Source organism: Kribbella catacumbae DSM 19601 (assembly GCF_000372465.1).
Taxonomy (GTDB): Bacteria; Actinomycetota; Actinomycetes; order Propionibacteriales; family Kribbellaceae; genus Kribbella; species Kribbella catacumbae.
In genome coordinates, this window is the sequence record NZ_AQUZ01000012.1 from 64,424 (window position 1) to 86,863 (window position 22,440).

Annotated in this window: 22 protein-coding genes; 15 read left to right on the top strand and 7 right to left on the bottom strand. The window is 68.4% G+C overall.

The features are described 5' to 3' along the window. Positions 1-3 precede the first annotated feature (3 nt). From gmd to A3ES_RS0114780, 5 genes are all read right to left on the bottom strand, one after another. Complete coding sequence (gmd, locus tag A3ES_RS47205; protein ID WP_020387604.1) at positions 4-1,050, bottom strand: GDP-mannose 4,6-dehydratase; 1,047 nt, start codon at positions 1,048-1,050, stop codon at positions 4-6. Then, positions 1,047-2,009, bottom strand: a complete 963-nt coding sequence (locus tag A3ES_RS0114765) for a GDP-L-fucose synthase family protein (protein WP_040454737.1) — start codon at positions 2,007-2,009, stop codon at positions 1,047-1,049. Before A3ES_RS0114765 ends, gmd begins: the two co-directional genes overlap by 4 nt. Then, entirely contained in the window at positions 2,009-3,592 is a 1,584-nt protein-coding gene (locus A3ES_RS0114770; protein WP_020387606.1) for a sugar transferase, read from the bottom strand. The genes A3ES_RS0114765 and A3ES_RS0114770 overlap by 1 nt, the downstream gene beginning before the upstream one ends. A gap of 329 nt (positions 3,593-3,921) precedes the next feature. Next, positions 3,922-4,197, bottom strand: coding sequence for a PspA-associated protein PspAA (gene pspAA, locus A3ES_RS0114775; RefSeq protein ID WP_020387607.1), 276 nt, complete (start codon positions 4,195-4,197; stop codon positions 3,922-3,924). Then, positions 4,197-5,006 (bottom strand): PspA/IM30 family protein, encoded by an 810-nt coding sequence (locus A3ES_RS0114780; protein ID WP_020387608.1) that lies wholly within the window; start codon positions 5,004-5,006, stop codon positions 4,197-4,199. The genes pspAA and A3ES_RS0114780 overlap by 1 nt, the downstream gene beginning before the upstream one ends. 168 nt (positions 5,007-5,174) lie before the next feature. Between A3ES_RS0114780 and A3ES_RS0114785 the strand changes: the two genes are divergently transcribed. After that, positions 5,175-5,765 carry a DUF3043 domain-containing protein gene (locus A3ES_RS0114785; protein WP_020387609.1) on the top strand — a complete coding sequence of 197 codons (591 nt, stop codon included), beginning with the start codon at positions 5,175-5,177 and terminating at the stop codon, positions 5,763-5,765. Between the two features lie 474 nt (positions 5,766-6,239). Beyond that, positions 6,240-7,142, top strand: coding sequence for a hypothetical protein (locus A3ES_RS0114790; protein ID WP_157630520.1), 903 nt, complete (start codon positions 6,240-6,242; stop codon positions 7,140-7,142). On the opposite strand, the gene A3ES_RS0114795 is transcribed toward A3ES_RS0114790, so the two are convergent. After that, a complete protein-coding gene (locus tag A3ES_RS0114795; RefSeq protein WP_020387611.1) occupies positions 7,143-7,472 on the bottom strand; it encodes a YciI family protein in 330 nt (109 codons plus the stop codon). 101 nt (positions 7,473-7,573) lie between these two features. Here A3ES_RS0114795 and A3ES_RS0114800 point away from each other — a divergent pair, with 101 nt between their 5' ends. The 13 genes from A3ES_RS0114800 (at position 7,574) to A3ES_RS0114860 (ending at position 21,276) form a co-directional block, all read left to right on the top strand. Then, positions 7,574-8,587 carry an aldo/keto reductase family protein gene (locus A3ES_RS0114800; protein ID WP_026162877.1) on the top strand — a complete coding sequence of 338 codons (1,014 nt, stop codon included), beginning with the start codon at positions 7,574-7,576 and terminating at the stop codon, positions 8,585-8,587. Continuing rightward, positions 8,584-8,793: a hypothetical protein gene (locus tag A3ES_RS0114805; RefSeq protein WP_020387613.1), complete on the top strand. Its 210-nt coding sequence runs from the start codon at positions 8,584-8,586 to the stop codon at positions 8,791-8,793. Before A3ES_RS0114800 ends, A3ES_RS0114805 begins: the two co-directional genes overlap by 4 nt. Before the next feature lie 108 nt (positions 8,794-8,901). Beyond that, positions 8,902-9,639 carry an SCO2322 family protein gene (locus tag A3ES_RS0114810; RefSeq protein WP_020387614.1) on the top strand — a complete coding sequence of 246 codons (738 nt, stop codon included), beginning with the start codon at positions 8,902-8,904 and terminating at the stop codon, positions 9,637-9,639. After that, entirely contained in the window at positions 9,640-10,737 is a 1,098-nt protein-coding gene (locus tag A3ES_RS0114815; protein WP_020387615.1) for an energy-coupling factor transporter transmembrane component T, read from the top strand. Continuing rightward, positions 10,734-12,344, top strand: coding sequence for an ABC transporter ATP-binding protein (locus tag A3ES_RS0114820; protein ID WP_020387616.1), 1,611 nt, complete (start codon positions 10,734-10,736; stop codon positions 12,342-12,344). The genes A3ES_RS0114815 and A3ES_RS0114820 overlap by 4 nt, the downstream gene beginning before the upstream one ends. Beyond that, positions 12,341-13,135 (top strand): ECF transporter S component, encoded by a 795-nt coding sequence (locus tag A3ES_RS0114825; RefSeq protein WP_020387617.1) that lies wholly within the window; start codon positions 12,341-12,343, stop codon positions 13,133-13,135. Before A3ES_RS0114820 ends, A3ES_RS0114825 begins: the two co-directional genes overlap by 4 nt. Positions 13,136-13,149: 14 nt before the next feature. Then, positions 13,150-13,851, top strand: coding sequence for a bifunctional adenosylcobinamide kinase/adenosylcobinamide-phosphate guanylyltransferase (locus tag A3ES_RS47210; RefSeq protein ID WP_020387618.1), 702 nt, complete (start codon positions 13,150-13,152; stop codon positions 13,849-13,851). Between the two features lie 138 nt (positions 13,852-13,989). Further along, positions 13,990-14,877, top strand: a complete 888-nt coding sequence (locus A3ES_RS0114835; RefSeq protein WP_237744961.1) for an adenosylcobinamide-GDP ribazoletransferase — start codon at positions 13,990-13,992, stop codon at positions 14,875-14,877. A gap of 452 nt (positions 14,878-15,329) precedes the next feature. After that, a complete protein-coding gene (locus A3ES_RS0114840) occupies positions 15,330-16,520 on the top strand; it encodes an ROK family transcriptional regulator (RefSeq protein WP_020387620.1) in 1,191 nt (396 codons plus the stop codon). A 102-nt stretch (positions 16,521-16,622) separates the two neighbouring features. Beyond that, positions 16,623-17,699: a substrate-binding domain-containing protein gene (locus A3ES_RS0114845; RefSeq protein ID WP_020387621.1), complete on the top strand. Its 1,077-nt coding sequence runs from the start codon at positions 16,623-16,625 to the stop codon at positions 17,697-17,699. Positions 17,700-17,819: 120 nt separating this feature from the next. Next, positions 17,820-18,632 (top strand): ATP-binding cassette domain-containing protein, encoded by an 813-nt coding sequence (locus A3ES_RS0114850; protein WP_020387622.1) that lies wholly within the window; start codon positions 17,820-17,822, stop codon positions 18,630-18,632. Continuing rightward, on the top strand, positions 18,629-19,924 hold the full coding sequence (locus A3ES_RS0114855) for a sugar ABC transporter permease (RefSeq protein WP_020387623.1): 1,296 nt from the start codon (positions 18,629-18,631) through the stop codon (positions 19,922-19,924). The genes A3ES_RS0114850 and A3ES_RS0114855 overlap by 4 nt, the downstream gene beginning before the upstream one ends. Positions 19,925-20,061: 137 nt before the next feature. Next, complete coding sequence (locus A3ES_RS0114860) at positions 20,062-21,276, top strand: low temperature requirement protein A (protein ID WP_020387624.1); 1,215 nt, start codon at positions 20,062-20,064, stop codon at positions 21,274-21,276. Positions 21,277-21,383: 107 nt separating this feature from the next. Here the strand turns inward: A3ES_RS0114860 and A3ES_RS0114865 are convergent, their stop codons facing one another. Next, the gene (locus tag A3ES_RS0114865) at positions 21,384-22,439 is read right to left on the bottom strand and encodes an ABC transporter ATP-binding protein (protein WP_020387625.1); all 1,056 of its coding nucleotides are present in this window, start codon (positions 22,437-22,439) and stop codon (positions 21,384-21,386) included. Position 22,440: the final 1 nt, after the last annotated feature.

Below are 22,440 nucleotides of genomic sequence, written 5' to 3' on the forward strand. Positions count from 1 at the left end.
CGGTCATTCCTCGCGGGTCAGGGCGGCGAGATCGGCGTCCACCATGATGCGGACGAGCTCCGGCACGTGCACCTGGGCCTTCCAGCCCAGCTCGGCGTGCGCCTTCGACGCGTCGCCGATCAGCGAGTCGACCTCGGTCGGGCGCTCGTACCGCGAGTCGTAGTCGACGAAGTCGTTCCAGTCCATCCCAGCATGCTCGAAGGCCATCGAGACGAAGTCGCGGACCGAGTACGACGTACCGGTGGCGACCACGTAGTCGCTCGGCTTGTCGTGCTGCAGCATCCGCCACATGCCCTCGACGTACTCCGGTGCGTAGCCCCAGTCGCGGCTGGCCTCCAGGTTGCCCAGGTAGAGCCGCTTCTCCTGGCCGAGCTTGATCCGCGCGACGGCCCGGGTGATCTTGCGGGTCACGAACGTCTCGCCACGGCGCGGGCTCTCGTGGTTGAACAGGATCCCGTTCACCGCGAACATGTCGTACGCCTCGCGGTAGTTGCGGGTCATCCAGTACCCGTACAGCTTGGCGGCGCCGTACGGCGAGCGCGGGTAGAACGGGGTCTCCTCGTTCTGCGGCGGCGGTGTCGCGCCGAACATCTCCGAACTGCTCGCCTGGTAGAAACGACAGTTCAGCCCGATCATCCGGATCGCCTCGAGCAGCCTGGTGGTGCCCATCCCGGTGGTGTCACCGGTGTACTCCGGCTCGTCGAAGCTGACCCGGACATGGCTCTGCGCGGCCAGGTGGTAGACCTCGTCGGGCTGGATCGAGGCGAGCAGGGTGACCAGGCGCGAGCCGTCGGTCAGGTCGCCGTAGTGCAGGAACAGGCGCTTGTCCTGCTCGTGCGGATCCGTGTAGAGGTGGTCGATCCGGTGCGTGTTGAAGGTGCTGGCCCGGCGGATCAGGCCGTGCACCTCATACCCCTTGCTGAGCAGCAACTCGGCCAGGTACGAACCGTCCTGGCCGGTGATTCCGGTGATCAGAGCCTTCTTCGCAGCGCCCGATTCCGGACCACCTACTGCGTGCTCCGGTGAATGGCCGCCGGCAGTCGCGGTCATCGGTCTCTCCTCACGTTGTCGAGGTACCAGGCGTACACGCTGGCGACGCCTTCCTCGAGGTCGATACCGGGCTTCCAGCCCAGGGCGCTCAGCTTGCTCATGTCGAGCAGCTTGCGCGGTGTCCCGTCCGGCTTCGACGGGTCGGTGCCGATGGCACCGGTGTAGCCGACCGCCTTCGCGATGATCCCGGCGAGCTCACGGATCGTCACATCGGCGCCGACGCCGACGTTGATCGGCCCCGGCTCGTCGTACTGCTCCAGCAGGTGCAGGCTCGCGTCGGCGAGGTCGTCGACGTGCAGGAACTCTCGCCGTGGGGTTCCAGTCCCCCACAGGACCACCTCGTCGGCGTTGCTCTCCTTCGCGTCGTGGAACCGGCGGATGAGGGCCGGCATCACATGCGAGCTGGTCAGGTCGAAGTTGTCGTTCGGCCCGTACAGATTGGTGGGCATCGCCGAGATCCAGCGCAGCCCGTGCTGGCGGCGGACCGCCTGGACCTGCATGATGCCGGCGATCTTGGCGATCGCGTACGCGTCGTTGGTCGGCTCCAGCTCACCCGTGAGCAGGCTCGACTCCTTGATCGGCTGCTCGGCGAACTTCGGGTAGATGCAGGACGACCCGAGGAACAGCAACCGCGGCACCCGTACGTCGAGCGCCGCGTCCATCAGGTTGACCTGGATCCGCAGGTTGTCGCTGAGGAACTCGGTCGGATGATCCCGGTTGGCCAGGATCCCGCCGACCCGCGCTGCCGCGTCGATCACCACCTGGGGGCGGTGCTCGGCGAAGAAGGCGAAGGTGCGGTCGCGATCGCGGAGATCGAGCTCCTTCGAGGTCGCGCCGATCAGGTCGGTGAAGCCCTCGGCCGCCAGCTTGCGCCAGATCGCCGATCCGACCAGGCCGCGGTGTCCCGCGACGTAGACGCGTGCGTTCCGGTCGAGCCGGCTGTCCACTCTCTCCCCCATCAGTAGGCACCCGATCCGCGGATCACGGCGCGGGCCGTCTTCCACAGGATCAGCAGGTCAAGCGTCATCGACCAGTTGTCGACGTAGCGCAGGTCGAGCACGACCGACTCTTCCCAGGACAGGTCGCTGCGGCCACTGACCTGCCACAGACCCGTGAGTCCGGGCTTGACCAGCATCCGGCGGGTGTCGTCGGCGGCGTACAGAGCGACTTCCTGTGGCAGCGGCGGGCGCGGGCCGACCAGCGACATCTCGCCCCGCAGTACGTTGATCAGCTGCGGCAGCTCGTCCATCGAGAACCGGCGCAGCACCCGGCCGAGGCTGGTGACGCGCGGATCGTCGCGCATCTTGAACAGCACGCTGTTGCCGTCGCTGAGTGCGTGCAGGTCGCCGAGGCGCTGCTCGGCGTCGACGTACATGCTGCGGAACTTCAGCATCGAGAACTCTTCGCCCGAGCGGCCGACCCGGCGCTGCTTGAACAGCACCGGTCCCTTGCTGCTCAACCGCACCGCGACCGCGAGGCCGAGCAGCAGCGGCGACAGCAGGGCGACCAGGACCAGCGCGAGGACCCGATCGAACACGCCCTTCAGCAGGTGCGGGCCGCCGCTGACCGACGGGCGCTCCAGGTGCAGCAGCGACAGGCCGGCCACCGGACGGACCGAGATCCGCGGACCCGCGACCTCGATGATGCCCGGCGACACGATCAGCTCGACGCCCCGCTGCTCCAGCGCCCAGGACAGCCGCCGCAGCGACTGACCGGCGAGGTCAGGGTCGGACGCGACCGCCACGACGTCCACGGCGTGCCGGTCGACGGCGGCCATGATGTCGGCCTCGTCCAGCTCGTCCGGGCCGAGCAGCAGCGCTTCGTGCTCGCGGTGCGGCCTGCCGTCGCCGCGTGGGCGGCAGGTGGCGACCACGCGGAAACCGTCCGAGGGACGCTTCTCCAGGTGCTCACTCAGCGTCGCAGCTTGGCCGTTGCGGCCGACAACGAGTACGCGGCGCATGCAGCGGCCGCGGTACCGGTGCCGGCTCAGGTCACGGCGCAGGCCGTACCTGAGCAGCAAGGCCAGCAGGACAGTGGCAGGGATCGCCAGTACGACGAACCCGCGCGCGATCTCACTCTTCGTCGCGTACGACACGATCGCGACGACCGCGGTCAGCCCGGCGCCCGAGCGCAGGATCGAGCGGAACTCGTCCGGCCCGGCGCCGAAGAAGCGTGGCTCGTAACCCTTCGACATCGCCACCGCGGCGACCCATGCCAACGGCAACAAACTGCCGAAGACCAGGTAGGCGCCGCCGACCTGGTACCCAAACCTGGTCAGCAGCGCGATCGAGACCCCGATGACGGCCGCGAGCAGATCACCACCCAGCGCGGCCCAGCGGTAGACCGCCACCCATTGCGGCTCGGTGAGTCGCGCCGACCGCGGCACGATCGCCGGCACCGAGTCCGGAACCACCCAGACCGGTCGCCGGCGATCGAAGTACTCGGCTGGCACGACACTCGTCTGCAAGGTCGCAGAAGTCAGGCCTGTCGACGACAGGCCTGCAGAAACGGTCGCGTCTGTTTCAGACGCGGCTTCCCCCATGACGGCATGATCCGTCACCCTTAGTCACCCCCCGGTGAACCGGCAGCGGCTTGAGTCACACTCTGTCACAATCTCCAGTGGACCCGGTCGCGTAACGCCGTGAAGTACACCGTCCCGTCGACGGCAGTTCACCGAGGGTACTACGCCCAAAGGCGGTCCGACAGTAGTAACTACGGAGTGTTGGGAAGCGTTACGCACGGGGTTCTTCCGGTACTCCGGCCGAGGGTTTTCCCTTACCCGGCAGAGGATTTCCCCGGCCGTCGGGACGCCCACCTCGCAGTACCGCGGGACCGTCTGAACGGCCCCGCGGATCACGAAGTGGGAGTGAATCAGCCTGCGATCAGGCCGTCTCCGCTGATCAGCTCGCGCATCTCGGCGAGCGTGCTGTCACCCGGCGGTAGGATCGCGTCCGAGTCGTGCAAGACCTCGTCCGGGACCTTGCCGCCACTGCGAACGAAGTCCAGCAGCGCGGCGAACGCAGTACGGAAGGCTTCCTCGTCACCGGCCGAGACAGCCTTCTCCAGCTCGGTGTCGACCGCGTTCAGCTGGTCGAGCTTCTCGTCGGCCAGCTGGTACTGACCTTCGCCCATGATCCGCACGATCATCACGCGTCTCCATCCTGCGGTCGGGCCGGCTGCTGCACGGGCTGCTGAGCCGGTTGCTGCGGCTGGGCCGCGCCGGGGGTGTCCTGGGCGATCTGCTTGGGCGCCTCGGCCGGAGCCAGCTGCGCCTTCATCGCCGCCAGCTCGGACTCCACGTCCGAACCGGTCGACATCCGCTCGAGCTCGAGCGTGATGCTGTCCTTCGCCGTACCAGAGGCGTCGTCGAGCGCGCCGGAGGCGAGCAGCTCGTCGATCGCGCCGGCCCGGGCCTGCATCTGCTGGGTCTTGTCCTCCGCGCGCTGGACCGCGAGACCGACGTCGCTCATCTCCTCGGAGATGCCGGAGAAGGCCTCGTTGATCCGGGTCTGCGCCTCGGCGGCCGTGTAGGTGGCCTTGATCGTCTCCTTCTTGGTGCGGAAGGACTCGACCTTGGCCTGCAGCCGCTGCGACGCGAGGGTGAGCTTCTCCTCCTCGCCCTGCAGCTGGGCGTGCTGGGTGGTCAGGTCGTCGATCTGGCCCTGCAGCCCGGACTTGCGGGTCAGGGCCTCGCGGGCGAGGTCCTCGCGGCCCATCGAGAGCGCCTTCTGGGCCTGATCCTGCAGCTTCTGCGACTGCGACTGCAGCTGCGAGGCCTGCAACTCGACCCGCTTCCGGCTGGTGGCCACATCAGCCACGCCACGGCGTACCTTCTGCAGCAGTTCGAGCTGCTTCTGATACGAGTAGTCAAGGGTTTCGCGAGGATCTTCGGCCTTGTCCAAAGCCGTATTGGCCTTGGCCTTGAAGATCGTCGACATCCGCCTGAAGATGCTCATCGATATCCGTACCCCTTCTGTGCCGGAGAGTGGACCCGGCGTGCGTGTCAACCACCCTATGTCCCTGCGGGTCACCACACCATCGGGACCGGCCCGGATAAAGTGGTGCAAAGGTCCGGGGACCACCCCGAGACCGGCGCCGCCGTTCCCGAATGAGGTTCAGTCCCCGTGTTCCGTCGTACCAAGTCTGAGACATCGCCCCAAACCGGCTCCACGGACCCCCAGCCGAAGGTCGGTGGCAAGGGACGCCCGACCCCGACCAGGCGGGAGGCCGAGGCGGCTCGCAAGGCCGCGCTGAAGAAGCCGCGCAACCGCAAGGAGGCGTCAGCGTACCGGCGGGAGAAGGTCCGGATCGAGCGCGCCAAGATGCAGGACGCGATGAAGACCGGCGACGACCGGTACCTCCCCGCGGCCGACAAGGGGCCGATCCGGCGCTTCGCCCGCGACTTCGTCGACGCCCGCTGGTCGGTGATGGAGTTCGCGCTGCCGGTGCTGCTGGTGATCTCACTGCTCGGCGTGGTCTTCTCCGCCGCCTTCACCTGGCTGCCCGGGCTGGTCAACATCCTCTTCCTGGTGATGATCGTGGCGATCGCGGGTGACTGGTTCCTGCTGACGAGCAGCCTGAAGCGCGCGGTAGCCACCAAGTTCCCGAACGAGCCGGCCAAGGGCATCGGCTTCTACGCCGTCCGCCGGACCATGCAGATGCGCCGCTGGCGCCTCCCGAAGCCCATGGTCGCGCGAGGTGAGAAGCCGGCCTAGGGAGCTTGGGCGCCGCTCCTCCGTCGCGGCTTAGCGAAAGCTGGTGGTGCGCGCCAGCACGCCCGGAACTGTGGTCTGCGGGGTCAGCCCGGGCCCGCGACGCCGTCTCCGCTGCGCTGCGCCGGCTGCATCGCCGGTGGCAGCTGGCGCTGACGCGCGAGACCCGGCGCCAGGGAAGGTGGGTACCTGGCTGGGGTCAACCCATCATCCGCGGGGTTAACCCCTCCAACGGCGGTTCGCCCATTGGTCTACCAGGGGGCGAACCCCGCCAAGCGGGGCTAACCCCATCGTCTGCAGCCAAAGCGGCGGGACATTCGCAGTACCGTCGGCGCTCCGGCAAAGCGAGTGGCGGCGTGCCACAACTTTCCGGTGCTCCGTGGTATCGAGGTAGGCAGAAGCACTACTTCGTACTGCGGAACCGAGAGGCTGGCCATGTCCGGTCGACTGAGTACAGCGGGGCGGGCGGCTTTTGCCGTGTTGCTGGTTTCTACGATTGCTCCCGGCGCCGCGGACGCCTCGGGTGCGGACGCCTCAGCGCAGACAAGCGCTACTGCTGCCTGCGTGATGGTCGCGGGGTCGGTGACCGCCGGTGGCGATCACACGGCCAGGGTGATTACCGCCGGCTCGCCATCGACGGTGCTGGAGAAGAGCCGCTACCCCAACATCTACCTCGACGGTCAGCCCCGGTTGAGCAGTTTGATCGCCAACGAACCCGTCACCCCCAGTCCAGGCCGCGGGTACTACGGCCACGCGGTGATCGGCTCGGGGCTCTACAGCAGCTTCTACATCGTCAAGGACGACGGCGAGGTCGACCCGTCGCAGCACCACAACCTCCGGATCGGTGGCGGCTGGAGTGACATCACTTTCCTCGAGACGAGCTACCCGAAGGATCCGGACCCTTGGGCCTTGATCAACCACTACTCGCTTCGCGGAGACGGCACGCTCACCCGGTGGGACGCCAAGGGCGGGTTCTGGACCAACCCACGGTCCGCAGGTGGGTTCGCCGCGGTCAAGACGATGGCGCTGATCAGCCAGACCGCGACGTACGACACCTTCCTGGCCACCACGCGTGGCGGAGCGCTCTACACCATCCGGCTGCCTCTGACCTCGCCGTTGAAGCCGATCGTGAAGAAGGTGCGCACCTCCACCTGGCAGGGCTTCGAGGCGCTGATCGCCGAGAAGTGCGGCCAGTACGGCACTTTGCTGCTCGGCATCGACAAGGACACCAAGTCCGGCTACCTGTACGCCGTCGGCCACGCGAACGGCACCGCCACCGTCATCCAGGGACTCGGCAAGGTGCCCGCCAGCTTCGCCGACCCGGTCTATTTCCGCCACGTCACCGAGCCCCGTACCGCCCCGCTGCTGTTTGGCGAGTGATCAGGCGTCGAAGGGAGTGACTTCGATGGGCCGCCCGCAGGCCTTGCTGGCTCGGGCGGCCCACGACTGGGCGGCCTCCACGTCCTGGGCCTCGATCACCCAGAAGCCGGCCATGTACTCCTTGCTCTCCACGAACGGGCCGTCGGTGACCAGTACGTCGTTGCCCTTGTGGGCGCGCACCACCGACGCGGTCGAACGCGGCTCCAGTCCGCCACCGAAGACCCAGACGCCCTGAGCCACCATGTCCTGGTTCACCGCCTCGACGGCACCGGGCGCGCTCTCGGCCGACTCGCCGTCCACCATCTGCACTCCGAGCAGGTACTGCGTCATGTCGCTCACTCCTTCGTCTTGTCGAACGGTTACCCCTTATACGAGGTTGACCCGCACGGATCGACACCGCGCCTCAGAGTTTCTCGCAGTAGGGTCGGGGTATGGACTTTCGGTATCTCGGAAACAGTGGATTGAAGGTCAGCGAGATCTCCTACGGGAACTGGCTCACGCACGGGTCGCAGGTGGAGAACGAGCAGGCCAGGGCCTGTGTGAAGGCGGCTCTGGAAGCCGGGATCACGACGTTCGACACGGCCGACACGTATGCCAACACCAAGGCGGAGGTCGTGCTCGGTGAGGCCTTGGAGGGCCAGCGGCGCGAGTCGCTGGAGATCTTCACCAAGGTCTACTGGCCGACCGGGCCGGGTGGCCCGAACGACACGGGACTGTCCCGCAAGCACATCCACGAGTCGATCAACGCGTCTCTGAAGCGGCTGAAGACGGACTACGTCGACGTCTACCAGGCACACCGGTACGACACGGAGACGCCGCTGGAAGAGACGATGGAGGCTTTCGCCGATGTCGTCCGGGCCGGCAAGGCGCTCTACATCGGGACGTCGGAGTGGACCGCGGAGCAGCTCCAGGAGGGCCACCGGCTGGCCCGCGAGCTGCACATCCCGCTGGTCTCCAACCAGCCGCAGTACAGCATGCTCTGGCGGGTGATCGAGGCCGAGGTGGTGCCGGCGTCGGAGGAGCTCGGCATCGGTCAGGTGGTGTTCTCGCCGATCGCGCAGGGCGTGCTGACGGGCAAGTACAAGCCGGGCGAGCAGCCGCCGGCCGGGTCGCGGGCGACGGACGAGAAGGGCGGCGCGAACTTCATCGGCCGGTACCTCAACGACGACGTCCTGACCCGGGTGCAGGAGCTCAAGCCGATCGCGGACGAGGCCGGGCTCTCGCTGTCCCAGCTCGCGATCGCCTGGGTGCTGCAGAACCCGAACGTCTCCTCGGCGATCACCGGCGCCTCCCGGCCCGAGCAGGTCACCGAGAACGTCAAGGCGGCCGGAGTGAAGCTCGAGGACGCGCTGATGAAGCAGATCGACGAGATTCTCGGCGGCATCGTCGAGCGCGATCCGGCCAAGACCGTGCAGAACTCGCCGCAGAGCAGGCCGGGCTCATGAGCTGGACGTGGCGGTTCGAGACCGCTGCCGGCGAGGCCGCCGATCCGGGTGACCTGACGGGTGCGGAGTTCTCCGCCCAGGGCGACGCGGAGAGCTGGCTGGGCGAGATCTGGCGGGAGCTGGCCGAGAAGGGTGTCGCGCAGGTCTACCTCCTTGAGGACGACCGCGAGGTCTACGGCCCGATGAGCCTGTCGGCTGCCGAGTAGCAACCAGAGCCCGTACTGCGCTGAGCCCGTACTGCGAAGGCGTCACCCGCCGCGTTTCGCAGTACGGGCTCCGCTGTGTCCGCATGCTGGGCGATAGGCTTCGGCGATATGACTGCTAAGCGGACCGCACGACTGGTCCTCACCCTGCTGGCCGGCCTCCTCCTGGCGGGAACAGCCGCCACCACCGCGCAGGCCGAGGACGGGTACCGCTTCTGGGGCTACTACCACTACTCCGGCGGCCAGTGGGCCTTCGCGCAGAAGGGCTCCGAGGCGGTAGTGCCCGCTGACGGCTCCGTGGAGGGCTGGCGGTACGCAGTGGGCGGCACCAAGCCCCGGGTACCTCGGGCCGCAGGCGACTTCAACACCATCTGTGGAGCCACTCCCGCCGAGGCCGGCAAGAAGCGCGTCGCACTGGTGATCGACCCCGGCACTCCGGCCGACTCGGCGACGGGCGAGGCTCCTCCCCCGGCGACCGGCACCTGTGTCGTCACGGACCTCAAGGCGACCGGCGCGAAGATCCTGGCGGCAGTGAAGCCCGTCCGGATCGAGAAGGGCCTCGCCTGTGGAATCGGCGGCTACCCGGCGACCGGCTGCGGTGACCCGGTCAAGGACATCAAGGTGCCGGCCACGGACGAGCAGGTGAAGCTGGAGATCGGCCCCGCGGTCGGCTCGGCCGCCACACCGACCCCTGCGCCCGTGCCGACGAACTCCAGCCAGGCCCCGACCTCACAGAACGACAGCGATACGCCGTGGGCCGGCATCATCATCGCCGCGATCGCAGTGGCCGTACTGGCTACTGGCGGGCTGGTACTCAGCTGGCGGCGCTCTGGTCAGCAGAGCAGTTAGGTGCGCGCTGTACATCACCTGACGCTCCCCCGGGCACTGCATCCCGGGGCCTGGTGGCTTTGGGCACTAGGCCTCGCAGTAGCTGCCAGCAGGACTCGCAACCCCGTTCTGCTGATCCTCATCCTCGTCATCGCCGGCTTCGTGGTCGCAGCGCGCCGCAGTGATGCTCCCTGGGCCAACAGCTACGTCGCCTTCCTCAAGCTCGGGCTGGTCGTCATCGCCGTCCGCGTGGTCCTGCAGGCGCTGTTGTCGACCCGCTCGCAAGGCAACGTCGTCCTGTTCACCCTGCCGCAGCTCCCGCTGCCCGACTGGGCGAACGGCGTGAAGCTCGGCGGCGAGGTCACCGCCGAAGCTGTCCTGACCGCCCTGTACGACGGGGGCCAGCTCGCGGTGATGCTGTGTTGCATCGGCGCGGCCAATGCCCTGGCCAGCCCGCGCAGGCTGCTCAAGTCGCTACCGGGTGCCCTGTACGAGATGGGCGTGGCCTGCGTGGTCGCACTGACCTTCGCGCCCCAACTGGTCACCGACGGTCGCCGCATCCGGGCCGCCCGGCGCCTACGCGGCCGCACCCGCGGTTCCTTCCGTACTACGGCGATGCCCGTGCTGGAAGGCGCCCTGGACAGGTCGGTCGAACTGGCTGCCGCAATGGACTCCCGCGGCTACGGCCGTACTGCGCACATCCCCCGACGGCAGCGGCGGATCACAGGTGGCTCAGTGCTCCTCGGGCTGCTCGGGATCGCCCTAGGCGTCTACTCCCTGCTCACTGACGCCATGGCTTTCCCTGTCGCCGCCGGAGCACTGGCGGTCGGCTTGCTGCTTGCGGTCGGCGCCATGGCCATCGGGCACCGACGGGTGACTCGCACTCGCTACCGGCCGGATCCGTGGGCCCTGCCCGAGTGGCTCGTGACTGCCTCCGGCGCATTGGCCGCTGCGGTGATGATCATCGCCGCGGCTCGTCACGTGGAGGGCCTTGTTCTAGCGGGACCTCTGGTCGTGCCGCCCGTGCCGGTGTTGCCAGTGATCGGCTTGCTGCTCGGGCTCGCGCCTGCTGTCGCCGCACCGCCACTGACCCGTCGACGTGAGCTGGTGCCGGCATGATCGAGTTCGACCGCGTGACGGTCACCTACGACGGCGCCACCGAACCGGCACTGCGCGACGTGAGCTTCAGCATCCCCGAAGGCGAACTGGCACTCGTGATCGGCCGGACCGGTTCCGGCAAGTCCACTCTGCTGCGGACCATCAACGGGCTCGTACCGCACTTCACCGGCGGCACGCTGGCCGGGCGGGTGCTCGTGAACGGCCGGGACACCCGCGAGTACCGGCCGCGCGACCTGGCAGACGTGGTCGGCATCGTCGGGCAGGACCCGATGTCCGGGTTCGTCACCGACACGGTCGAGGACGAGCTCGCCTACAGCATGGAGTCGCTCGGGGTCCCACCGGACATGATGCGCCGCCGGGTCGAGGAGACGCTCGACCTGCTGGGGCTGGCCGACGTACGGGATCGGGCGTTGACCTCTCTGTCCGGCGGGCAGCGGCAGCGGACGGCAATCGGGTCTGCGCTCACGTCCCACCCGGCAGTGCTCGTGCTGGACGAGCCGACGTCGGCGTTGGACCCGCAAGCAGCTGAAGAGGTCTTGGCCGCGCTGCAGCGACTAGTGCACGACCTCGGCGTCACTGTGGTGATGGCTGAGCACCGGCTTGAGCGTGTCATCCAATACGCCGACCGGGTGATCGAAGTACCGGGAGGCTCTGCTGCTGTGTCTACTGGGTTGCCGGTCGACCAGATGGTCACTGCTCCGGTTGCGCCGCCCGTCGTTGAGCTAGGCCGCCTTGCGGGCTGGTCGCCGCTGCCACTGTCGGTGCGGGATGCTCGCAGGGCTGCAGTGGCTCTGCGGACTCGTCTGACTGATTTGGCGCCGCCGAGGCCTGTCGCTGTCGAGGGGCGTGAGCTCGCGCAGTGCAAGGACCTCGTGGTGGCCTACGGCAACACCCCTGCGCTCCGTGGAGTCTCACTGAGCATCAGGTCCGGCGAGGTGGTCGCACTGATGGGCAGAAACGGCGCTGGCAAGTCCACGCTGCTCAACGCGCTCGTCGGACTCGTACAGCCTCGCTCTGGCAGCGCAACGGCAGCCGGCGCCGACCCACGGCGTACCAGGCCTTCTCAGTTGGTGAAGTCGGTCGGACTAGTCCCCCAGGAGCCGGCAGACCTCCTGTACGCCGCCACTGTGGCTGACGAGTGCGCCGGAGCCGACAGCGACTTCCGGGTGGCGCCTGGCAGTTGCCGGGCCTTGCTGGATCGCCTTGCACCTGGCCTTGATGACCAGATGCATCCGCGGGACCTGTCGGAGGGACAGCGGCTCTGCTTGGCTCTGTCGGTCGTACTGTGCGGTGCTCCTCCCCTGTTGTTGCTGGACGAACCCACACGCGGGCTGGACTACGGGGCGAAGCGTCGGCTGGTCGAGATCCTGCGGGAGCTGGCGCAGGCGGGCCATGCGGTCGTGCTGTCCACCCACGACGTGGAGATGGTGGCTGAGGTCGCCACGCGCGTACTGGTGCTGGCGGAGGGCGAACTGGTGAGTGACGGCGAGACAGCGACCGTCATCGCGGGCTCCCCGGCGTTCGCTCCTCAGGTGGCGAAGATCCTGGCGCCGCTGCCGTTCCTGACCGTCGGCGAAGTCGCCACCGCGCTGGAACGGGCCTCGTGAGACTGGTCCGGCTCAGGCCCCGCAGTACGGCGACCCTCGTCCTGGCTTCTGCTGTTGGCATCCTCGCCTTCAGCTGGCCCCTGCTCTGGTCTACGCCTCAGGTCGGCGAGTCAGCCATCGGGCACACCACTGACGCGCCCTGGCTCTTCGTACTGCTGCTGCCGCTCCTGGTGGCCGTAGTACTGGCTGAGCTGTCCGAGGACGGGATCGACGCCAAGGTGATCTCGCTGCTCGGCATGCTGGCCGCAGTGGGTGCTGCGTTGCGCGCACTCGGGCCTGGTACCGCAGGGCTTGAGCCTGGGTTCTTCCTGTTGATCCTGGCGGGTCGGGCCTTCGGAGCCGGGTTCGGGTTCGTGCTGGGGGCGGTGTCGTTGCTGGCCGGTGCGCTGGTCAGTGGAGGGGTCGGGCCGTGGATGCCGTTCCAGATGTTCGCCTGCGCGTGGGTGGGGTGCCTTGCTGGACTGCTGCCCCGGGTGGGCGGCCGGCTGGAGCTGCTGTTGCTGGCGGCGTACTCGATGGTGTCCGGGGTGCTCTACGGGCTGGTGATGAACCTCTGGTTCTGGCCGTACGCGACCTTCGGCAGCGACTTCTCGTTCATCCCGGGCGTCTCGCTGGCGGAGAACCTGCATCGCTACGGGCTGTTCGTGGTGGCCACTTCGCTGGGCTGGGACATCCCGCGCGGCGTGCTGTGCGCAGTACTGGTGCTGCTCCTCGGCCGCCCGATCCTCAACGCCTTCCGGCGGACCGCGAGGAAGGCCGCGTTCGACGTGCCGGTGGTCTTCGACCGCTGAAGTACGGTTGCCCAATGGCTGAACTGGTCACCGGGTCCGACGGTGCTGTGGTGGACGGCGTTCTGCGCCTCGGGGCCGACGGCAACGTCACGGTCGCCGGGTATGAGGTGAAGAGCTCCCGGACCGCCCGCGGGCTGCGGTACGACGTACGGACGCCCGACGGCGAGGAGTTGTCGTGGACCGCGCCGGGCTCCGCGCAGCGCACCTTGATCCTCGGTGGGGCGCGCTCGGGGAAGTCGACGGCCGCCGAGCGGCTGATGGGTGACAAGCCCGACACCGTCTACGTCGCGACTGGTGGTGACGGCTCTGCTGATCCGGAGTGGGCGGAGCGGATCGCGCTGCACCGGGCACGGCGGCCGACGAGCTGGGGATTGGTGGAGACGATCGACCTCGTCCCGCTGCTCGAGTCGCCGGGGCCGCCGCTGCTGATCGACTGCTTGACGCTCTGGTTGGCGCGGACGATGGACGACTGCGCGGTGTGGGACGACCTCAGCCGCGCCGCGGCCGTCGAGAAGCGGATCGGCGAACTGGCCGCGGCCTGGGCCGCCACGACACGGCTGGTGGTTGCCGTCAGCAACGAAGTGGGGTCGGGCGTGGTCCCGGCCGACGCGGGGACACGGCTCTTCCGCGATCTGATGGGACGCGTGAATGCGGCCGTCTCACAATCCTCGGACTCCGTCCTGTGGTGCGTCGCCGGCCGGACCATCGCCTTATGAGTCACCCAGCGGAAGACATCTCGGGCGAAGGCACCCCGGTGGGGCTCTTGGGCGAGGGACGCTTGGCGAGCCGGTTGCGCGGAGGGTTCCGTGGGTGACGGGTTGCGACTGGCTTTCGGTACCCTGTCGGTTCTTCCAGTGCAGGCTCCGCGAACGGTCGACCGTACTGTCGCCGGGCGGGCGATGGTACTGGCGCCGCTGGTCGGGCTGGTGCTGGGTGGGATCTCCGCTGCGGTGGTCGCCGGCGCCGACCGGCTGAAGCCCGAGGCGCCGTTGCTGTCAGCGGTACTGGGGATCGTGGTGATCGTGATCTTGTCCGGCGCGTTGCACCTGGACGGGCTCGCGGACACCGCCGACGGGTTCGGGAGCCGGCGGGACCGCGAGACAAAACTCCGGATCATGAAGCAGAGCGACATCGGCCCGTTCGGCGTGGTGTCGATCGCGGCCGTCCTGCTGATCGACGTCGCCGCCCTCCACGCCTGCATCCAGAACGGCTTCGGCTGGCAGGCGATGCTGATCGCCGGCATCGCCAGCCGCCTCACCCTCCCCTGGTCCTGCCGCACATCAATCCCCTCCGCCAGACCCGACGGCCTCGGCGCCATGGTCGCCGGCACAGTCCGCCCGTACGCCGCCGGCTTGCTCACCCTCGCAAGCGCCACCATCGCCGCAGTACTCGGCTGGCTAACGTCCCGCGCCGTCATCCACGGCTGGGTCGCGATCGAGGGCGGCCCCCCGACGTACAGCCACAGCTACCCCACCATTCGAGGGACAGAAACCTTCAGCAACGGACCGCTCGGCGCGGTCATCGAAGGCTCTAGCGGCCGGCTCACCCAGTCGCCAGGCATCCCCACGCTGGAGGTCACCGTGCTCGGCTCGGTCGCGGCAGTCTTGATCGCCGTCCTCCTCACCTTCGCCACCACCCGCCGGACCCGCAAATCCCTCGGGGGCATCACCGGCGACACCCTCGGCGCCACCGTCGAACTGGCCTTCCCCCTAACCCTCCTAGCCCTCGCCTTCACCACCTGACCACAGCTGGCTAGCCAGCTGTGCCACCGCTAGCCAGCCACACAGCAGTACCAGCCCGCCACCCGACCGCTAGCCCTCTATCGGACCACTAGCGCGCTACATGGCGCCAGCCGCCCGATAAGGCGCTAGTCGACCCTGCCGATCCGGCATCGCGGCCCGAAACGGGCCCTGCGTCATCCGGGGACAGCGCCGTCCGGACCGACGCACCTGTTGCACCGCGACGAGGCAAGGGCTGGCCGGTATCGGCTGGTTGGGGTTCTGGGTGGCGGGTGCCAGTTGGGCACGCTCTCATCGCGTGGTTGAGGTGGGGTCTGGGCCGGGGTGCATTAGTGTCCTTTCGGGCATGGGGATGGGCAGCACTACGCGTGACGGTGAGGACATATGAGGACCTGCGGCACGATCGGTACCGGCGGTTCGGGAGCGAAGGCCCCGCAATCCGTTATCTTTATGTAATGAACGCAACCCGTCCAGCGCCTGGCTCGCAGGCTTCGCTCCGCGAAGCCAACCGCGAGCGCGTCCTGGGGGTTGTCCGGCAGCACGGTCCGCTGACGCAGGTCGAGATCGCCGCGGCCTCCGGATTGTCCGCCGCGACGGTGTCGAACATGGTCAAGGAACTCGACCAGGCCGGCATGGTCGGCCTCTCCCGCAGCATCCGCAACGGCCGCCGCGCAGTACTGGTGTCGCTGGCTTCCGGCGGTGGCCTGCTGGCCGGGGTCGCGTTCGGCGAGCGGGACGTCCGGGTCGCGATCGCCTCCGAGAGTCGCGAGATCCTCGCCCAGCAGTTGATGCCACTGCAGGCCGACCACATCGCCGACGACGGGATGGAACGCGCCGCCCGGCTGCTCGCCGACCTGTGCGAGACGGTCGGCGCGGGCGTCGAGGACATCGCCGCGATCGGCTTCGGCCTACCCGCCCCGGTCGACTCCGTCAGCGGCGAAGCAGGTTCCGACGCGGTCCTGCCCGGCTGGCGCGGCGTCAACGTCGCCGAGGCGATGGCCGGCCACCTCCGCTCCCCCGTCGCCCTCGACAACACCGCCAACCTGGCCGCCCTGGGCGAGCTCCGCGAAGGCGCACTGCGCGGCGTCCAGCACGGCTGCTACATCAAGTTCTCGTACGGCGTGGGCGCCGGCATCGTGCTGGGCGGCGAGATCTTCCGCGGCTCAGCCGGTACCGCGGGCGAGATCGGCCACCTCACCATCGACGAGAACGGCCCCATCTGCCGGTGCGGCAACCGTGGCTGCCTCGACACCTTCGTCGGCTCGCGCGCGCTGCTCAGTTCACTGCAGGCCTCGCACGGAGCGCTCAGACTCCGAGACATCGTCACCCGGGCCCTGGCCGGTGATCTCGGCTGCAGAAGGGTGATCGAGGACGCCGGCCGCCGGGTCGGGGTCGCGGTGGCGGGTCTGGTGAACCTGTTCAACCCCGAGGTGATCGTGGTCGGCGGAAAGATGGCCGAGGCGGGCGACCTGATCATGCTCCCCTTGCGCGAGGCCCTGGACCGGTGCGCGATCCCGAGCGCCGCCGCGACCGTCGAGTTACGGCCGGCTGAACTCGGTGACGATGCGGATGTGCTCGGTGCCATTCAGTTGGCCTCCGTGCTGAGCCACGCGCGGACGGCCCGGTCGCTGGAGACAACCGTGTAACAACGATATGTCTATTTCTTGAATTCAAGCCTTGACGTCAAGCGCGTTCTGCTTTTGACTCTGCTCAGGCCTACTCGGGCCCTCACGTCAAGGAGTCGCTCTATGTCCGTCTCACCAACCCGTCTTGTCGGCCTCGGCGTCGCCGTCTCGGCCCTTGCCCTCTCACTGGTGGCCTGTGGGTCGGACGACAAGCCGTCCGACACCGCCGGGGGCAACGCCGGTGGCAAGGTCGCCCTGCTGCTCCCCGAGTCGAAGACGACCCGCTACGAGTCGCTCGACCGGCCGCTGTTCACCGAGGCCCTCAAGACCGCGTGTGCGAACTGCGAGCTGATCTACAGCAACGCCGACCAGGACGCCGCGAAGCAGCAGCAGCAGGCTGAGGCCGCGTTGACCCAGGGCGCCAAGGTGCTCGTGCTCGACCCGGTCGACGGCAAGGCCGCCGCCGCGGTCGTCGCCTCCGCCAAGGCCCAGAACGTGCCCGTGATCGCCTACGACCGGTTCATCGAGGGCGCGAACTACTACGTCTCGTTCGAGAACGAGGCCGTCGGCAAGCTGCAGGCCCAGACCCTGGTCGACAACCTGAAGGCGGCCGGCAAGACCTCCGGCAACATCGCGATGATCAACGGCTCGCCGACCGACCCGAACGCGGCCGACTTCAAGAAGGGCGCGCACAGCGTGCTCGACGGCTCCGGCTTCAAGATCGCGGCCGAGTTCGACACTCCCGACTGGAGCCCGGACAAGGCCCAGGCCTGGATGGAAGGCCAGCTGAGCGCGATCAAGGCCGGCCTGGTCGGCGTGTACGCCGCCAACGACGGCACCGCCGGTGGCGCCATCGCCGCCCTCAAGGGTGGTGGCGTGAAGCCGCTCCCGCCGGTCACCGGTCAGGACTCCGAGCTCGCCGCGATCCAGCGGATCGTCTCCGGCGACCAGGCGATGACGATCTACAAGGCCGTCAAGCCGCAGGCCGAGGCCGCCGCCAAGGGCGCGGTCGCGCTGGTGAACGGTGGCAAGCCCGAGTCGACCACCGACAAGTCCGGTGTTCCGTCGACGATTCTCGATCCGGTCGCCGTCACCAAGGCCAACATCAACGACACTGTGGTCAAGGACGGTATCTACAAGGTGTCGGACATCTGCACCGCGTCATTCGCGGCCGCCTGCGCAGCCGCCGGCCTCAAGTAACCCGGCCTCACGGAAATCGGTCCGCCCCCGGGCCGGACACCTTGTAGCGCCGAAGTCCGGGTGGGCACCGCGTGCCCACCCGGACCGAGGCCGGATAGCAAGCCCTCAGGAGGCTGATCGATGACTGTCACACCCACCCCCGTCACGGCCGCCGGCACCGTGCTGGCGATGCGGGGCGTCTCCAAGCGCTTCGGCGCCGTCCAGGCTCTGAAGAACATCGAGCTGGACGTCCGCGCCGGTGAAGTGCTCGCCCTGGTCGGCGACAACGGCGCGGGCAAGTCGACGCTGGTCAAGACCATCGCCGGTGTCTACACCGCCGACGACGGCTCGATGGTGTTCGACGGGCGGGAGGTACGGGTCGGCAGCCCGGCCGAGGCACAGCACCTCGGCATCGCCACCGTCTTCCAGGACCTGGCCCTGTGCGACAACCTCGACGTGGTCGCGAACCTGTACCTCGGCCGCGAACTGCGCAAGGGCGGGGTGATGGACGAGGTCGAGATGGAGCGGTCCTCCTGGGAGCTGCTCCGGCAGCTGTCCGCCAAGATCCCCAGCGTCCGGATCCCGGTCGCCAGCCTGTCCGGTGGTCAGCGCCAGACCGTCGCGATCGCGCGCAGCCTGCTCGGCCAGCCGAAGGTCGTCATGCTCGACGAGCCGACCGCCGCCCTGGGTGTGGCCCAGACCGCCGAAGTACTCAACCTGGTCGAGCGGCTCCGCGAGCGGGGCCTCGCGGTGATCCTGATCAGCCACAACATGGCCGACGTGATGGCCGTCGCCGACCGGGTCGCCGTACTGCGCCTGGGCCGGAACAACGGCGTCTTCACGGTCAACGAGACCAAGACCCAGGACATCATCGCCGCGATCACCGGCGCCACGGACAACGCAGTCTCCGAGCGCGCGGCGCGCCGGACCCAGCAGGAAGGTTCCGCATCATGAGCACCCCGGTCGACGGATCGCAGGCCAAGGTGCAGGACACCGTGCCGGAGGCGCTCGATCCCGCCGCGCTGCCCGCCGACCTGCAGGACGAGCGGCTGATCGCCAGCCACGGCGTCAGCGGCGCGATCTCCGCCTTCACCTCCCGGCTCCGCTCCGGTGACCTGGGCTCGGTCCCGGTGGTGATCGGCCTGATCATCATCTGGGCGGTCTTCCAGATCGCCAACAGCTCCTTCCTGTCCAGCCGCAACCTGGTCAACCTGACCCTGCAGACCACCTCGGTCGGGGTCATTGCCATCGGCATCGTTCTCGTCCTGCTGCTGGGCGAGATCGACCTGTCGGTCGGCTCCGTCAGCGGCCTGTCCGCGGCGGTGCTCGGCGTCACCTTCGTGAACGAGGGCTGGCCGCTGGTCGTCTCGCTGCTGGCCGGCATCGTGCTCGGGCTGGTGATCGGGTTGTTCTACGGCGCGCTCTATACCCGGTTCGGGGTACCGAGCTTCGTCATCACGCTGGCCGGTCTGCTCGGCTTCCTCGGTCTGCAACTCCTGGTGCTGGGCAAGGAGGGTTCGCTGAACCTTCCGTTCGACTCCGCGATCGTCAAGTTCGCGACCCAGAGCTTCCTGTCCCCCGCGATCGCCTACGGCCTGGTCGTCGTGATGGTCGCCCTCTACACCCTCAGCCGGCTCCGCGGCCGGGCCCAGCGTCTGTCGGCCGGTCTGTCGGCCGCACCGACCTCGATGATCGGCCTGAAGGCCGGCGCGCTCGCGGTGGTGCTGTTCGTCCCGGTCGCCGTGCTGAACGGTGACCGCGGGGTGTCGTCGATGTTCCTGCTGTTCGTCGCGCTGGTGGTCGCCACCGACTTCGCCATCCGGCGGACCCGCTGGGGCCGCTCGGTGGTCGCCGTCGGCGGCAACGTCGAGGCCGCCCGCCGGGCCGGTATCAACGTCCGGATGATCTACCTGTCCGTCTTCGCGGCCTGCTCCACCTTCGCCGCCGTTGGTGGTCTGCTGGCCGCCGGCCGGCTCGTCGCGGTGAACCAGAGCAGCGGTGGCGCCGACACCAACCTGAACGCGATCGCCGCCGCTGTGATCGGTGGCACCAGCCTCTTCGGCGGCCGCGGTTCGGCGTACTCCGCACTGCTTGGCGCGCTGGTGATCATGTCGATCTCCAACGGCCTGGCACTGCTCAGCCTCGACTCCAGCGTCCGCTACATGGTGACCGCCGGCGTCCTGCTGATCGCTGTCACGATCGACTCCCTCAGCCGTCGTAGCCGTCAGGCACACGGGCGGGCATAGTGCCCTGGACCCGGTGGGCTGCTGCCTGACCCCTGCATCGACGGCAGCCCGCCGTTCCAACGACGGATCGCCACTCCCCGCCCGGAGTGGCGATCCGTTCTGCGTGGTCGCCCTGCCGATGACGCAGAATGAGCGGCATGACGACACGCAGGACGCCGATCCGCAGCCAGGCCACCTCGGAGGACCAGCCGGTCACCACGCTGGAACTGTTCTTCGATCTGGTCTTCGTCTTCGCGCTGACCCAGATCACCGCGCTGATGGCACACGACCTGACCTGGTCCGGCGTGATCCGCGGTGTGCTGCTGATCGGTCTGCTCTGGTGGAGCTGGATCGGCTTCTCCTGGCTGTGCAACCTGGTCAAGGCCGACGAGGGTTCGGTCCGCGGCGTGGTGATGGCCGCGATGGGTGCGATGTTCGTGATCGCGCTGGCCATCCCGGAGGCGTTCCACGACCTTGACGGCGGCCTGCCCGGCCCGGTGGTGATCGCCATCGCGTACTTCACCTTCCGCGCCTTGCACCTGTGGCTGTTCTGGCTGATCGCGGACGGCGACAAGGTGCTGCGCCGGACTTTGGCCCGGTTCGCCCCGTCGATGCTGGCCGGTACTGCGCTGCTGCTGGTCGCGTCGCAGTTCCACGGCACCACGCAGACACTGCTCTGGGGCGCCGCACTGGCCGCGGACTACGGCGGCACCTACCTGATCGACGCGCGCGGCTGGCGACTGCGCTCGGCCGCCCACTTCGCCGAACGGCACGGCCTGATCATCATCATCGCGCTGGGCGAGTCGATCGTCGCGATCGGCGTCGGCGTCACCGACCTGCCGATCTCCTGGCCGATCCTGGTCGCCTCCTTGCTCGGCCTGATCGTCTCGTCAGCGATGTGGTGGATCTACTTCGACGCGACCGTCCACTACGGCGAGCAGGCGCTGGCCTCCGAGCCGGTGGAGACTAGGGCGACGCTTGGCCGCGACGCCTATACCTTCATGCACTTCCCGATGGTGGCCGGCATCGTGCTGCTCGCGCTCGGCCTGAAGAAGGTCCTCGAGTACGTCGGCGACACCGAGCACCACCAGCTCGACGACCCGCTGAAGGGCATCGGCCTCTACGCATTGTTCTTCGGCATCGTCCTGTACCTACTCGGCCATGTGGGCTTCAAGTGGCGCACCACCCACCGCCTCGGGATCAGCCGCCTGATCACCGCCGCCCTCTGCGTCATCGCCCTGCCACTCGTGGGCAAAGTGCCGGCGCTCGGGCAACTCGCAGTACTGGCTGTGCTGCTGATCGGTCTGGTCGCCTTCGAGTCAGTCCGCTTCGCCCAGGAACGCGAAGCCCTCAAACACGGCCACTCCACATGATCATTCGCCCCCTTTTCACCCTCCCCATCAGCAGGCGAGTGACCGCTGACAAGAAATGAGGGTGAAAAGGGGGCGAATGATCACATGGTGTCGGGCCGCAGGTGGTGTCAGGCCGTGGCGGCCGTCAGGTCTACCTTTGGCTCAGCGAAGTGGCATGCGGCCCGGTGGCCGGGGCCGGACTTGCTCTTGGGCGTGAGCGGCGGCTCCTGGGTGGCGCAGATGTCCTCCGCCTTCCAGCAACGGGTCCGGAACCGGCAGCCGCTCGGCGGGTCGATCGGCGAAGGTACGTCGCCGACCAGCCGGATCCGCTCCTTCGGCGGGACACCACGGATAGTGCCCAGGTCGGGCGCGGCCGACAGCAGTGCCTGCGTGTAGGGGTGCTGCGGAGCCGAGTAGATCTGCTCCCGCGGACCCTGCTCGACGATCTTGCCGAGGTACATCACCGCGACCTCGTCACAGAAGTGCCGGACCACGCCGAGGTCGTGCGCGATGAAGACGAAGGCGATGCCCAGGTCCCGGCGCAGATCCTCCAGCAGGTTCATCACCTGAGCCTGGATGGACACGTCCAGCGCGGACACCGGCTCGTCGGCGATGATCACCTCGGGCTCGACCGCGAGCGCCCGGGCGATCCCGATCCGCTGCCGCTGACCACCGGAGAACTCGTTCGGGTAGCGGTTGTGGTGCTCGGGGTTCAGGCCGACGCGCTCCAGCAACTCCTGCACCCGGGCCAGCTCCTGACCCCTCGGGACCAGGTTGTGCACCCGCAGCGGCGTACTGATGATGTTGCTGACCGTCTGCCGCGGGTTCAGCGAGCTGTACGGGTCCTGGAAGACGATCTGCAGCTCCCGCCGGAACGGGCGAAGCTCCTTCTCCTTCATCCGCGCGATGTCGGTGCCCTTGAACAAGATCTGACCGGACGTCGGCGTCAGCAGCCGGGTGATCATCCGGCCCGTCGTCGACTTGCCGCAGCCGGACTCACCGACCAGGCCCAGGCTGGCACCCGGGCGCAGATCGAAGCTGACGCCGTCGACGGCCTGGACGACCTTCCTGGTCCGGCCCAGCCCCGCGGCCTCCTTGATCGGGAAGTGCATCTTGAGGTCGCGGACCGACAACAGCGGGCTGCTCGCGGTACCAGCGTCTACGGTGCGAACTGTGTCGCTCATC

What these genes read in the sequence shown, in the direction of transcription:
- gmd (WP_020387604.1), bottom strand. Translation starts at nt 1,050, where the DNA reads ATGACCGCGACTGCCGGCGGCCATTCACCGGAGCACGCAGTAGGTGGT.
- A3ES_RS0114765 (WP_040454737.1), bottom strand. Translation starts at nt 2,009, where the DNA reads ATGGGGGAGAGAGTGGACAGCCGGCTCGACCGGAACGCACGCGTCTAC.
- A3ES_RS0114770 (WP_020387606.1), bottom strand. Translation starts at nt 3,592, where the DNA reads ATGGGGGAAGCCGCGTCTGAAACAGACGCGACCGTTTCTGCAGGCCTG.
- pspAA (WP_020387607.1), bottom strand. Translation starts at nt 4,197, where the DNA reads ATGATCGTGCGGATCATGGGCGAAGGTCAGTACCAGCTGGCCGACGAG.
- A3ES_RS0114780 (WP_020387608.1), bottom strand. Translation starts at nt 5,006, where the DNA reads ATGAGCATCTTCAGGCGGATGTCGACGATCTTCAAGGCCAAGGCCAAT.
- A3ES_RS0114795 (WP_020387611.1), bottom strand. Translation starts at nt 7,472, where the DNA reads ATGACGCAGTACCTGCTCGGAGTGCAGATGGTGGACGGCGAGTCGGCC.
- A3ES_RS0114800 (WP_026162877.1), top strand. Translation starts at nt 7,574, where the DNA reads ATGGACTTTCGGTATCTCGGAAACAGTGGATTGAAGGTCAGCGAGATC.
- A3ES_RS0114805 (WP_020387613.1), top strand. Translation starts at nt 8,584, where the DNA reads ATGAGCTGGACGTGGCGGTTCGAGACCGCTGCCGGCGAGGCCGCCGAT.
- A3ES_RS0114810 (WP_020387614.1), top strand. Translation starts at nt 8,902, where the DNA reads ATGACTGCTAAGCGGACCGCACGACTGGTCCTCACCCTGCTGGCCGGC.
- A3ES_RS0114820 (WP_020387616.1), top strand. Translation starts at nt 10,734, where the DNA reads ATGATCGAGTTCGACCGCGTGACGGTCACCTACGACGGCGCCACCGAA.
- A3ES_RS47210 (WP_020387618.1), top strand. Translation starts at nt 13,150, where the DNA reads ATGGCTGAACTGGTCACCGGGTCCGACGGTGCTGTGGTGGACGGCGTT.
- A3ES_RS0114840 (WP_020387620.1), top strand. Translation starts at nt 15,330, where the DNA reads ATGAACGCAACCCGTCCAGCGCCTGGCTCGCAGGCTTCGCTCCGCGAA.
- A3ES_RS0114845 (WP_020387621.1), top strand. Translation starts at nt 16,623, where the DNA reads ATGTCCGTCTCACCAACCCGTCTTGTCGGCCTCGGCGTCGCCGTCTCG.
- A3ES_RS0114850 (WP_020387622.1), top strand. Translation starts at nt 17,820, where the DNA reads ATGACTGTCACACCCACCCCCGTCACGGCCGCCGGCACCGTGCTGGCG.
- A3ES_RS0114855 (WP_020387623.1), top strand. Translation starts at nt 18,629, where the DNA reads ATGAGCACCCCGGTCGACGGATCGCAGGCCAAGGTGCAGGACACCGTG.
- A3ES_RS0114860 (WP_020387624.1), top strand. Translation starts at nt 20,062, where the DNA reads ATGACGACACGCAGGACGCCGATCCGCAGCCAGGCCACCTCGGAGGAC.
- A3ES_RS0114865 (WP_020387625.1), bottom strand. Translation starts at nt 22,439, where the DNA reads ATGAGCGACACAGTTCGCACCGTAGACGCTGGTACCGCGAGCAGCCCG.